At 71.2% G+C, this 12,117-nt stretch carries 11 protein-coding genes and 1 pseudogene; 7 read left to right on the top strand and 5 right to left on the bottom strand.

What is annotated here, in order from left to right:
- Positions 1 to 27: 27 nt before the first annotated feature.
- Positions 28 to 1,659: an ABC transporter substrate-binding protein gene (locus tag AB0O34_RS30590; protein ID WP_363921303.1), complete on the bottom strand. Its 1,632-nt coding sequence runs from the start codon at positions 1,657 to 1,659 to the stop codon at positions 28 to 30.
- Between the two features lie 140 nt (positions 1,660 to 1,799).
- Here AB0O34_RS30590 and AB0O34_RS30585 point away from each other — a divergent pair, with 140 nt between their 5' ends.
- Positions 1,800 to 2,831 (top strand): LacI family DNA-binding transcriptional regulator, encoded by a 1,032-nt coding sequence (locus tag AB0O34_RS30585; protein ID WP_363921315.1) that lies wholly within the window; start codon positions 1,800 to 1,802, stop codon positions 2,829 to 2,831.
- An 11-nt stretch (positions 2,832 to 2,842) separates the two neighbouring features.
- Here AB0O34_RS30585 and AB0O34_RS30580 read toward each other — a convergent pair whose 3' ends face one another.
- The 3 genes from AB0O34_RS30580 to AB0O34_RS30570 form a co-directional block, all read right to left on the bottom strand.
- The gene (locus tag AB0O34_RS30580; RefSeq protein WP_363921301.1) at positions 2,843 to 3,454 is read right to left on the bottom strand and encodes a DUF4126 domain-containing protein; all 612 of its coding nucleotides are present in this window, start codon (positions 3,452 to 3,454) and stop codon (positions 2,843 to 2,845) included.
- A gap of 70 nt (positions 3,455 to 3,524) precedes the next feature.
- Positions 3,525 to 4,673, bottom strand: coding sequence for a nitronate monooxygenase (locus tag AB0O34_RS30575; RefSeq protein WP_363921313.1), 1,149 nt, complete (start codon positions 4,671 to 4,673; stop codon positions 3,525 to 3,527).
- Positions 4,674 to 4,832: 159 nt separating this feature from the next.
- Complete coding sequence (locus AB0O34_RS30570; protein ID WP_363921299.1) at positions 4,833 to 5,513, bottom strand: acyltransferase; 681 nt, start codon at positions 5,511 to 5,513, stop codon at positions 4,833 to 4,835.
- 155 nt (positions 5,514 to 5,668) lie between these two features.
- Between AB0O34_RS30570 and AB0O34_RS30565 the strand changes: the two genes are divergently transcribed.
- From AB0O34_RS30565 to scpB, 6 genes are all read left to right on the top strand, one after another.
- Positions 5,669 to 7,339 (top strand): CTP synthase, encoded by a 1,671-nt coding sequence (locus AB0O34_RS30565; RefSeq protein ID WP_363921297.1) that lies wholly within the window; start codon positions 5,669 to 5,671, stop codon positions 7,337 to 7,339.
- A gap of 5 nt (positions 7,340 to 7,344) precedes the next feature.
- On the top strand, positions 7,345 to 7,992 hold the full coding sequence (locus tag AB0O34_RS30560; RefSeq protein ID WP_363921311.1) for an NUDIX hydrolase: 648 nt from the start codon (positions 7,345 to 7,347) through the stop codon (positions 7,990 to 7,992).
- A 42-nt stretch (positions 7,993 to 8,034) separates the two neighbouring features.
- Entirely contained in the window at positions 8,035 to 8,940 is a 906-nt protein-coding gene (locus tag AB0O34_RS30555; protein WP_363921295.1) for a tyrosine recombinase, read from the top strand.
- A gap of 171 nt (positions 8,941 to 9,111) precedes the next feature.
- On the top strand, positions 9,112 to 9,957 hold the full coding sequence (locus AB0O34_RS30550; protein WP_363921309.1) for an AAA family ATPase: 846 nt from the start codon (positions 9,112 to 9,114) through the stop codon (positions 9,955 to 9,957).
- 35 nt (positions 9,958 to 9,992) lie between these two features.
- Complete coding sequence (locus AB0O34_RS30545) at positions 9,993 to 10,910, top strand: segregation/condensation protein A (RefSeq protein ID WP_363921307.1); 918 nt, start codon at positions 9,993 to 9,995, stop codon at positions 10,908 to 10,910.
- Positions 10,900 to 11,478, top strand: coding sequence for an SMC-Scp complex subunit ScpB (gene scpB, locus AB0O34_RS30540; RefSeq protein ID WP_363921293.1), 579 nt, complete (start codon positions 10,900 to 10,902; stop codon positions 11,476 to 11,478). Before AB0O34_RS30545 ends, scpB begins: the two co-directional genes overlap by 11 nt.
- 68 nt (positions 11,479 to 11,546) lie before the next feature.
- Here the strand turns inward: scpB and AB0O34_RS30535 are convergent.
- Positions 11,547 to 12,117 (bottom strand): annotated as a pseudogene (locus AB0O34_RS30535) (hypothetical protein); the annotation flags it as partial.

Below are 12,117 nucleotides of genomic sequence, written 5' to 3'. Positions count from 1 at the left end.
CGCCGACGCGCCCCGGGCGGTGCGGTGTCAGGCCGCACCGAGGCTCGCCGCCCAGGGGTAGTACAGGTACACGAAGGACGCGGGGACGCCGGTCACGCGCTTGTTGAGGAACAGCCGGACCGCCGGCGCCGCGATCGGGATCCACGGCGTCTGCTCCATGACCTTGGCCTGGAGGCCGGCGACGAGCTTGGCCCGCGCCGTGTCGTCCGACGCGGTGGCCGCCTGCTCGATGAGGCTCTGCGTCTCCGCGTCGTCGTAGCCGTTGAAGTTCTGGGATCCGCCCTTGGCCGCGATCGTGCGCAGGAAGGCCAGGGGGTCCGGAATGTCCATGTAGTTGGTCGTCATGAAGCCGTCGTAACCGGCGCGCGCCTTGGCGTCGGAGAAGAAGGCGCCGTACTGCGCGCTCGGCACACCCTTGGGCTGGATGGTCAGGCCGAGCTCGCGCGCGGCGTTGGACATCTCCGACAGGATGTCGGCGTAGAACTGGCGCTCGCTGGGGTAGGCGATGGTGATCGGCGCGCTGCCGGGCGTGACCCCCGCGAGGGCCTTCTTCGCCTCTTCGAGGTTCTTCTTGGTGTCCGGCAGGGCGTCGTACGCGGGCCCGAACACGTCGTCGCCGTACGTCCACCCGCCCTTGGGCACCAGGGAGCGGGACGCCCGGGCGGTACCGGCGAAGACGGTCTGGGCGATCGCCTCGCGGTCGGTGGCGAGCGCCAGCGCGCGGCGGACCGCCGGGTCTCCGAGGGGCCCGTTGCCGGTGCTGATGACGGCCACCATCTGCAGGGACCTGCCGAGGTACAGCTTGCCGTTCTTGGAGGCCGTGAGCCGGTCCACCGCTCCGACGGGGACGTCGTAGGAGCCGTCGATGGCGCCGGTGTCGAGCGCGCTCGCGATGGCGCCGGGGTCCACGATGAACTGCAGGTCCAGCTGCTTGGTCTTCGCCTTGCGCTGCGCGTCCCAGTAGTCCTCGTTGCGCTCCAGGGAGATCTTGGAGCCCTTCTCCCACGAGGAGAGCTTGAAGGGCCCGGTGCACATGACCGACCCCTCGGGCGTTCCGTACTTCGCGCCCGCCTTCTCACGCTGCTCGCGCTGGACCACCACGCCGACGGGCGTGACCATGTACGAGTTGATCGTCGCGTCGGCCTTCTTCAGCCGGATCGTGACCTGGTCGTCGCCGGTCTTCTCGATGGACGCGATGTTGCCCGTGATCTGGTCCGACGCCCAGTAGCTGCCTTCCTTGGGGTCGAGGTGGCGCCGGAGGCTGAACACCACGTCGTCGGCCGTCATGGGCTTCCCGTCCCAGAACCGCACGCCCTGGCGCAGCGTGTACACCAGGGTCGTGGGATCGGGGGTCTCGACCTTCTCCGCCAGGTTCGGCTTGACCGAGTAGTCCGGGTCCAGGCGCATCAGGCCCTCGCAGAGGTTCGCGACGACCGTGTTCTCGGGATAGTTGAACGCCTTGATCGGGTCGAGCGACGCGGGCTCGCCGAAGGGCAGGTTCCAGCTCGCCTTGTCCAGTTCCCCCCGCGCGGCGGGGGTCGTGACGAGCAGGTCGTCGAGCTTGTGGTCGTCTACGGCCGGAGCGGTCGTCCCGCCGCTGCACGCGGCGAGCCCGAGGGTGAGCGAGACGGCAAGGAGCGCCGCCACACGGATACGCATCTGATCCTCCGAACACTGCGGGAGTTTGTCCATCTATGCGCCTGTACGTGGCACTTTCGGCGCGGTAAGCGGCGACGCTATCGCACAAAACGTTTTAGTAAAAGGTTTTGGGCGACCCGATCGCGCTCTACTCTGTCCGTATGCCGGACCAGGAATCTCGAGCGGGGCGCGCGACGATCAGGGATGTCGCCCGCGAGGCGGGCGTGTCCGTCACGACCGTGTCCCACGCGCTGAACGGCAAGGGGACCGCGTCGGAGGCCACGAGGCAGCGCGTCCTCGCCGTCGCCGAGCGCCTGGCCTACCGCGCCCATCCCATGGCCCGGGGCCTGCGCCGGGGGCGCACCGGCGTGCTCGCGCTCGACATGCGCCCGCTCGACGCCATCGGCTCATACCTTCCCGTGGGCGTCGACTACTTCGTGCGCTTCGCCGGGGCGGCGGCGGTGACCGCCCTGGACCACGGCCTCGGGCTCATGCTCGTGCCGGACATGACCAGGGCCGACCTCCCCCAGGCCGCCCACGGCGTCGACGGCTACGTCGTCGGCGACCCGCTACGCGACGACGCGGTCCTCACCCGGCTCCTCGACGCGGCCGTGCCGGTCGTGACCGTCGGGCGGGACCCGGGGCGCCCGGAGTTCGCCGACTGGGTCGGCCCCGACGACACCGTGGAGACCGAGCGCATGCTCGACCTGCTCGCGTCGCGCGGTGCGCGGGACGTCGCCCTGCTGGCCGGCACCGACGACAACGCGTGGAACGTGGACTCCGAAAGGGCCTACCGCGCCTGGGCGCGGCGGCGGAGCATGCCGGCGAGGGTCCTGCACGTCCCCGAGGCGGCGGGCGAGGACGGCGGGCGCGACGCCGCCCGGCGGCTGCTCACGGGCAAGCGGCGGCGGCCCGACGCGATCTACTGCCAGACCGGCCGCCACGCCGCCGGAGTCCTGGCCGAGGCGCGGCGGCTGGAGGTGGAGGTGCCGGGCGACCTGCTGCTCGCGGCCGGCTCGGACGCGCAGCAGACCCGCTTGGCCCGGCCCGCGATCACCGCGCTCGACCTCGCCCCTGAGGAGACGGCCAGGGCCGCCGTCGAGCTGCTCATCGCCCGCCTCAACGGCGACGCCACTCCCGGGCCGGTCATCGTCCCCGCGCAGCTGCACGTACGGGACTCGACCGCCCGGTAGGGGCTCTGGCGTCAGGTGGGCTGGGGGTCGCGCCGGAGGCGCTCGTCACGGCGGGCTCGCCGCCTGCGCAGGCGGCGGATCACCCACCAGGCCGGCACGGCCAGCACCACCAGGGCGACGATCACCAGCACCGGGAAGAAGACGGCGACCAGGCTCATGCCGAGCGATCCGGCGTCCTCCATGGTGCTGACCACCGGGGCGCCGACGCCGGCCGTGGAGACGTTGACGACGGGCCGGGCCGAGGCCTTCATGACGTGGACGGCGAAGGCCACGCCGATGCCGAGCACCCAGCTCACCCAGGGGTTGTCGTTCATCCAGGTGGAGTGGTCGAGCTGCGAGGCCGCCTGGGTGGCGCTGAAGACCACGCCCCCGGCGGCCGGCCGTACCGCGGTCTGGATCATGTCGTTCACATGGTCGACGACCGGTACCTTGTCGAGCACGATCTCGGCGAGCAGGAGCACGCCGATGATCGCGATCACCCAGCCGTTGGTCAGCCACGCGAAGTCGTGCGGCAGCCGTACGACGTCGGTGAAGTTGGCCAGGAGACCGACCACGAGCAGCGGGATGTAGGCGTTGAGCCCCGCCGCCGTGGACAGCCCGAGGCCGGTCAGTGCCGCGAGCATCGCACCTCCACAGTCCTTGCGTCCTGACAAGGAAGACGAAGGAGCAGCTGCCCCGCGTTCCCCGAACCAATCAGGATCGCGTGATCTCGCTCACGCGTTCGACCGCCGAGGTGAACTCCTCGATCATCTCGTAGACGACCTGGCGTGCCGGTTTGACCTGGTTCAGCTGGCCGACCACCTGGCCCACGAAGTAGTTCGCCATCTCGCGGGCGCCGGGCTCGCCGTTCTCGGCGGCCTTGCCGATGCGGGCGAGCGCGCCCTCGGCGAGCAGCATCTGCAGGGGCATCGGCAGCGCCCCGGGGCTCTCGGTGGCCTCGTCCCACTCGGTGGTCCAGGCCGACACCAGCTGCCTGGCCGGCTTGCCCGTACGCGACCGGGAGCGCACGGTGTCGAGCGAGGTGGCGTCGAGCAGCTTGCGCTTGACCACCGGGGGCGTCTCGGCCTCCTCGCTGGTGAGCCAGACCGAGCCGCACCAGACGCCCTCGGCGCCGAGGGCCATGGCGGCGGCCATCTGCCGCCCGCTCGCGATGCCGCCGGCCGCGAGCACGGGGACGGGCGCCACCGCGTCGACGACCTGGGGGACCAGCACCATGGTGGAGACCTCGCCGGTGTGGCCGCCCGCCTCGGTGCCCTGGGCGACGATCAGGTCGGCGCCGGCGGCCACCTGGCGCAGGGCGTGCTCCACCGTGCCGACCAGCGCCGCCACCGGGACGCCGGCGGCCCGCGCCTTCTCGACCATGACGGGGGGCGGCGTGCCGAGCGCGCTGGCGATCAGGCCGACGGGGTGCCTCAGGGCGATGTCGATGAGCCCGGTGGCGCCCGAGTGCGTGACCCTGAGCCCGATCTCGTCGGCCCTGCCGCCGCGCGGGCCGGCCTGACCCGCCGTGAACGTCTTGTCCGAGCTCACCCCGTACTTGGAGAACAGGTGGGCGACGAAGTCGCGGTGGACCTCGGGGATGAGGTCGAGGAGCCGGGCGCCGGGCTCGGTGACCGACCGGTCGATCTTGCCGGGCACCAGCACGTCGACCCCGTACGGCCGGCCGCGCACCTGCCTGTCGATCCAGGACAGCTCGCGGCCGAGCTGCTCGGGGGAGTAGGCCACGGCGCCGAGCACACCGAACCCGCCCGCGTTGGTGACCGCCGCCACCACGTCACGGCAGTGGCTGAAGGCGAACAGAGGGAACTCGACCCCGAACCTCTCACAGATCGCCGTTCGCATGTCGTGACCGTAGCCCTGCGGGCGCGGCGCGGTCCAGGTCACCGGCTCATGGATATCCCTCACCGGACAGCCATGAGCCGGACAGCGGGATTTCGGACGGCAAGATCGCCGGCAGGAGCGGTACGGACGTTCGGCTTCCCTGCTGGAGCGGTCCGGGGGTCAGCCGCCGGGCAGGAGCGCTCCGAGCGGGCTCGGTTCCCCGGCGGGGGACGGGACGTGCCAGCCCTCCTCCGGGGAGTACAGCCGGACGACCTTCGCGGGGACCCCGGCGATGACGCAGTGGTCGGGGAACTCGCCGCGCACGACGGCGCCGCCCGCGACGACCGACTGCCTGCCGATCCGCGTCCCCGGCAGGATGATCGCGCCCGCGCCGAGCCAGGAGCCCGCGCCGATGGACACCGGGTTGTTGCGCGGCCACTGGCGGCCTATGGGCATCTCGGGGTCGTCGTACACGTGGTTCTGGTCGGTGATGTAGACGTAGGGCCCCGTGAAGACGTCGTCGCCGATGTCGATGGACTGGTGGCCCACGATGTGGCTGCCCCTGCCGATCGAGCAGCCCCCGCCGATGCGGACGATGGAGTCCGGGCCGAGATCGACGCCCGGTCCCATCCCCGCCGAGATGGAGACGCGCTCACCCACGAGCGTGTGGTCGCCGATCTCGATCCAGGCCTCTCCGAAGATCGCGCCCTGGGGGAAGGACAGGCATGTACCCTCGCCGAGGTGGCGGAACCGGTACCTGGCCGGGGTCTTGGGGGTGACCGCGCCGGCCGCGCGGATCGCGGCCCAGCCACGGTGGATAAGGCCGCCGAAGATCCGGCGTAGTGCATCACGGGGTGACATAACCGGAAAAGTTACTCCGTGGTTAGGATGCTGGGAACGGACGCCCGGGGGATGTTCGGGCACTTCGCAAGCGTCCTTTGATATTCTGAGAGCCCGTGGACACGCGGTCGCCCGTCGGGACGGCCACGATCACAACGGACCACGGGAGACCCTCCTTGCGCAGCGCCGCAAACACCAAGCATCTGTTCGTCACCGGAGGCGTCGCCTCCAGTCTCGGTAAAGGGCTCACAGCCTCCAGCCTGGGGCGCCTGCTGAAGCTTCGCGGCCTGCGGGTCACCATGCAGAAGCTGGACCCCTACCTCAACGTCGACCCCGGGACGATGAACCCGTTCCAGCACGGTGAGGTGTTCGTCACAGACGACGGAGCCGAGACCGACCTCGACGTCGGCCACTACGAGCGATTCCTCGACACCGAGCTGCACGGCTCGGCCAACGTCACCACCGGCCAGGTCTACTCGAACGTCATCGCCAAAGAGCGGCGCGGCGAGTACCTCGGCGACACCGTGCAGGTGATCCCCCACATCACCAACGAGATCAAGGACCGCATCCGCGGCATGGCCGGCCCCGAAGTGGACGTGGTCATCACCGAGGTCGGCGGCACCGTGGGCGACATCGAGTCGCTGCCCTTCCTGGAGGCGGTACGCCAGGTCCGTCACGAGGTCGGCCGCGACAACGTGTTCTTCCTGCACGTCTCGCTCCTGCCGTACATCGGCCCGAGCGGCGAACTGAAGACCAAGCCCACCCAGCACTCGGTCGCCGCCCTGCGCAGCATCGGCATCCAGCCGGACGCCATCGTCTGCCGCTCCGACCGGCCCATCACCACCTCGCTGAAGCGCAAGATCAGCCTGATGTGCGACGTCGACGAGGACGCGGTCGTCTCGGCGATCGACGCCCCGAGCATCTACGACATCCCCAGGGTGCTGCACTCCGAGGGCCTGGACGCGTACGTCATACGGCGCCTCGGCCTGCCCTTCCGCGACGTCGACTGGCACGAGTGGGACCAGCTCCTGCGCCGGGTGCACCGCCCGGCCAAGGAGGTCACGATCGCGCTGGTCGGCAAGTACATCGACCTGCCCGACGCGTACCTCTCGGTCACCGAGGCGCTGCGCGCGGGCGGCTTCGCCTGCGACGCCCGCGTCAACATCCGCTGGGTCAAGAGCGACGACTGCGAGACCGCCGAGGGCGCCGAGCGCGAGCTCGACGGGGTGGACGGCGTGCTCATCCCCGGCGGGTTCGGGGTCCGGGGCATCGACGGCAAGGTCGGCGCGATCCGGCACGCCCGCGAGCGGCAGATCCCGCTGCTCGGCATCTGCCTCGGCATGCAGTGCATGGTCATCGAGGCGGCCCGCAACCTCGCCGGCATCGAGGAGGCCAACAGCACCGAGTTCGACCCGGACACCGTCGACCCGGTGATCTCCACCATGGCCGACCAGGAGGACGTGGTGGCGGGCGAGCGCGACATGGGCGGCACCATGCGGCTCGGCCTCTACCCGGCCAAGCTGTCCGAGGGCTCGATCGTCCGGCGGCTGTACGGCGCCGCGAGCGCCGACGAGCGCCACCGCCACCGCTACGAGGTCGGCAACGCCTACCGCGAGCGGCTGGAGGAGGTCGGCATGGTCTTCTCAGGACTGTCCCCCGACGGCCGCCTCGTCGAGTACGCCGAGCTGGACACCGAGGTCCACCCGTTCTTCGTGGGCACCCAGGCGCACCCGGAGTTCCGCTCCCGCCCGACCCGGGCCCACCCGCTGTTCAGCGGCCTCATCGAAGCCGCTCTGACGTACGCCGACGTGCGCGAGAGCGTCACGAAGGCCGGGAGGGGCGCGTGAGCGGCGTGGCCCAGGGGCCTGCCGCCAGGGGGCTGACGGCGGACGACGTCCGCGACGTGCCGGCGTCCTGGGAGGTCCTCGACTCCAAGGAGCGGTTCAAGGCCTACGTGATCTCGGTGCGCACCGACACCGTGCGCATGCCGGGGGACGAGGTCGCCGACCGCGACTACATCGTCCATCCCGGCTCCGTCGCCGTGGTGGCGCTCGACGACGACGGCCGGGTGCTGCTGCTGCGGCAGTACCGCCATCCGGTCCGCAGGCTGCTCTGGGAGCTGCCCGCCGGCATCCGTGACGTCCCCGGCGAGCCGCTGGTCGACTGCGCGGCGCGCGAGCTGGCCGAGGAGGCGGGCTACCGGGCGGCGACCTGGCACACGCTGCTCGACATCTACAGCTCGCCCGGCATGACCGACGAGCGCATCCGCATCTTCCTCGCCCGCGACCTCTCGGAGATCCCCGAGGAGGAGAACGGGTTCGTGCGCCGGCACGAGGAGATCGACATGCCGGTCGTGTGGATACCCCTGGCAGAAGGGGTGAACAGGGCGCTGGAGGGAATGATCCACAATTCACCGGCCGTCGCGGGTATTCTCGCCGCGTACGCCGCTATGTCGGACGGTTTCGCCGCCCTGCGTCCCGCCGACGCCGAGGAGGCCTGACAGGAGGTTCCCGTCCTGAGCGCCTACGCCGACACCGAGGCCGTGCTCGCCGGATACCTCGCCCATCTCTCGGTGGAGCGAGGCCTGGCGGCCAACACGCTCGCCTCCTACCGGCGTGACCTCAGCCGCTACCTCCGTTACCTGCGCTCGCGCGGGCGCCTCACCCTCGCCGAAGTGGCCGAGGCCGACGTCCTGGCGTTCCTGACGGCCCTGCGGGAGGGCGACGAGCATCACCCCGCCCTGGTGGCCAGCTCGGCCGCCAGGGCCGTCTCGGCCGTACGCGGCCTCCACCGGTTCGCGGTCCGGGAGGGGGTCTCGGCGCACGACCCCGCCCACGAGGTGCACCCGCCCAGCAGGCTGCGCCCCCCGCCGAGGGCCATCGCGGTCGCCGAGGTGGAGCGGCTCATCGCCGCCGCCGGCCCGAAGGACGCGCCGCTCACCCACCGCAACCGGGCCCTGCTTGAGGTGCTGTACGGCACGGGCGCGCGGATCTCCGAGGCCGTCGGGCTCACCGTGGAGGACATCGAGGCAGAGAACGTGCGGCTGCGCGGCAAGGGCGGGCGCACGAGGGTCGTCCCCCTCGGCAGGTTCGCCCGCGAGGCCCTCGGCGCGTACCTCGCCTGCGCGCGCCCGCTCATCTCCGCGCAGGGGCGCGGCACCGCGGCCCTGTTCCTGAACGCCCGGGGCGGGCGCCTCACCCGCCAGGGGGCCTGGGAGGTTCTCCAGTCCGCCGCGGAACGGGCGGGCCTCGCCGGGGTTTCCCCGCATATGTTGCGCCATTCGTTCGCAACTCACCTCCTCGACGGAGGAGCGGACGTTAGGGTTGTCCAGGAACTGCTCGGCCATGCCTCGGTGGCGACCACCCAGGTCTACACGCTGGTCGGCGTCGACAGGCTCCGTGAGGCGTATGCGGCGGCCCATTCCCGGGCCAGGCATCCAACTTCATAGCTCTAGGGCGCGTCGCCTTGCCGCATACGTGCCGACCCCATAGTGTCCGTCCGGACGGTCCGGTTCGGGGCCGTCAGGGAGGTTCAACTGGTGACTGCGACCACAGACGCTTCTATCCGGGAGGTCCCCGGTGCGCCCGACGCATCCTGGGGCGAAACCAGGAACGAGGGCATTCTGGGTCCAACCGGGCGTCCGCGTCCCGTCTTCCCTGACCCGGTGGCCCCCACCACGCACGGCCCCGCGCGGGTCGTGGCGATGGTCAACCAGAAGGGCGGCGTCGGCAAGACCACGACGACGATCAACCTCGGGGCCTCGCTCGCCGAGTGCGGCCAGCGGGTGCTGCTGGTCGACTTCGACCCGCAGGGCGCGTTGTCCGTGGGGCTCGGCATCGACCCCCGCCCGCTGGAGTCGACGGTCTACGACCTGATCATGGAAGAGCCCGACGTCACGGCCGAGGACGTCCTCCTCAGCACCAGCGTCGAAGGCATGGATCTGCTGCCGAGCAACATATTCCTGTCCGGCGCGGAGATCAGGCTCGTCAACGAGGTCGCCAGGGAGTACGCCCTGGGCCGCTCGCTGGAGCCGCTGCTTCCTCACTACGACATCTGCCTCATCGACTGCCAGCCGTCCCTTGGCCTGCTCGCGGTCAACGCCCTGACCTGCGCGCACAGCGTGATGGTGCCGCTCGAATGCGAGTTCTTCGCGCTGCGCGGCGTCGCCCTGCTGATGGAGTCGATCACCAAGGTCCAGGAGCGGCTCAACAAGAACCTCGAGATCGACGGCATCCTGGCCACGATGTACGACCCCCGCACGCTCCACGCGCGGGAGGTGCTCGCCACGATCATGCAGGGGTTCGGCGACAAGGTCTTCCACACGGTGATCAACCGCACCGTCCGGTTCCCCGACGCCACGCTGGCCGGTGAGCCGATCACCCAGTTCGACCCGGCCTCCATGGGCGCCACCGCCTACCGCGAGCTGGCCCGTGAGGTTCTCGCCCGGTGGTCGCAGGACGACTGAGCGCCACCGCGCCCGGCGTGCGCGACAATGAGGCGGTGACCGACCAGCCCGCGACCGGCCAGCCCGCGACCGGCCAGGGCAGGCCCGAAGCCTTCCAGGTGCACCTGGAGGTCTTCGAGGGGCCGTTCGACCTGCTGCTCGGGCTGATCTCCAAGCACAAGCTCGACATCACCGAGGTGTCGCTGCACCAGGTGACCGACGAGTTCATCGCCCACATCCGCTCGATGGGCCCCGAGTGGGATCTCGACCAGGTGAGCCACTTCCTGCTCGTCGCGGCCACCCTGCTCGATCTGAAGGCCGCCAGGCTCCTGCCCACCGGCGAGGTGGAGGACGAGGAGGACCTGGCCCTGCTGGAGGCCCGTGATCTGCTGTTCGCCCGGCTCCTGCAGTACCGCGCCTACAAGGAGGTGGCCAAGGTCTTCGCGGGGCGCATGGCCGACGAGGCGCTGCGCTTCCCCCGCGTGGTGCCGATGGAGCCGCAGTTCGCCGGCCTGCTGCCCGAGCTGGTGCTCGGCATCGGCCCCGATCGCCTGGCCCGCATCGCCGCCCGGGTCTTCACGCCCAAGCTCCCGCCCTCCGTCTCCACCGCACACATCTATCAGCCGGTCGCCAACGTCCGCGAGCAAGCGGCTATCCTTGTCTCACGGCTCCGGCGCATGCGCACGGCCACGTTCCGGGCCCTGACCGCCGACTGTGCGGGCACCTTCGAGGTCATCGCACGCTTCCTCGCCGTCCTGGAGCTCTTCCGGGAGGCCGCGGTCTCCTTCGAGCAGATCGAGCCGCTCGGGGATCTGCACGTGACCTGGACCGGTGCCGACGACGGAGACATCGCGGTGGCCGACGACTACGACGAGGGCTCCCCGGGCGACGAGATCCCGGAGGGCCATGAGAGCCGGCCGGGCCCACCGGGCGCCGGCAGCCGAGAAAGCGAAGATGCAGCCGATGAGTCCTGAGGACACGGGCGAGACCGCCGAGCCCGAGCCGAGCCTGCGGGCGGCTCTGGAGGCGATCCTGCTCGTGGTCGAAGAGCCGGTCGCCGAGGTCACTTTGGCCCAGGTGCTCGAGCGCCCCTCGCGAGAGATCGCCGAGGCGCTGGTGGCCCTGTCGGCGGAATACACCGCGGCGGGCCGGGGCTTCGATCTCCGGGAGGTCGCCGGCGGCTGGCGGCTGTACACGCGGGCCGAGTGCGCCGCCCTGGTGGAGCGGTTCGTCCGTGACGGGCAGCAGACCAGGCTGACGCAGGCCGCTCTTGAGACCCTCGCGGTCGTTGCCTACCGCCAGCCGGTGAGCAGGGCGAGGGTCGCCGCGGTCCGGGGCGTCAACAGCGACGGCGTCATGCGCACGCTGACGGCGCGCGGGCTGGTCGAGGAGGCCGGCGTCGACCCCGAGAGCCAGGCGGTTCTCTACCGCACAAGTTCGTATTTCCTGGAGAGGCTGGGGCTGCGGAGTCTCGAAGAGCTCCCCGCGCTCGCCCCGTTCCTCCCCGACGACGTGGAAAACCTAGAGGAGCAACCGAAGTGAACAACAGGCGTGGTACCCCGTCCGGTGATGGACGCGGTCGAGGACGCGGCGGCGCCCCAGGCGGTGCCTCAGGTGCGAGGGGAGGTGCCGGATCCCGAGGTGGCTCCGGTGGCTTCCGGGGCGCCGGCGGCCCGCGAGGAGGCGCTCAGGGCGGCTCCTGGGGAGGGTCCCGTGGTGGCAGTGACCGCCGCGACGCCTTCCGCTCTGACGAACGGCCCGGCACGTCCGATCGCGGCGCGTCCAGTCGTGGCGCCTCCGATCGCGGCGCCTTCGGAGCCTCTCCCCAGAGTTCCAGGGGACGGTTCGGCAGGCCCGGCGGCGACGACCGCGCGGGCTCGCCCGGCGGCGACCGCGGGGGTTCGTTCCGTGGTGGCCCGTCCAGCGGCGATCGCCCGACCTTCTCCCGCGACGACAACAGAGGCTCCTTCCGCGCGGGCCGCGGCGGCACGCGGGACCGGTACGCCGCGCCCGGCGGCGACGACCGCCGCGGTTCGTTCCGCGACGATCGCGGGGGTTCGACCGGTGGCGGCCGTGGTGGTTCGTTCCGCGACGATCGCGGGGGTTCGACCGGCGGCGGCCGTGGTGGTTCGTTCCGCGACGATCGCGGGGGTTCGACCGGTGGCGGCCGTGGTGGTTCGT

It is taken from the genome of Sphaerisporangium sp. NPDC088356 (genome assembly GCF_040685555.1).
In the GTDB taxonomy this organism is placed as follows: domain Bacteria; phylum Actinomycetota; class Actinomycetes; order Streptosporangiales; family Streptosporangiaceae; genus Sphaerisporangium.
This window is presented reverse-complemented; position numbering and strand designations above follow the sequence as displayed.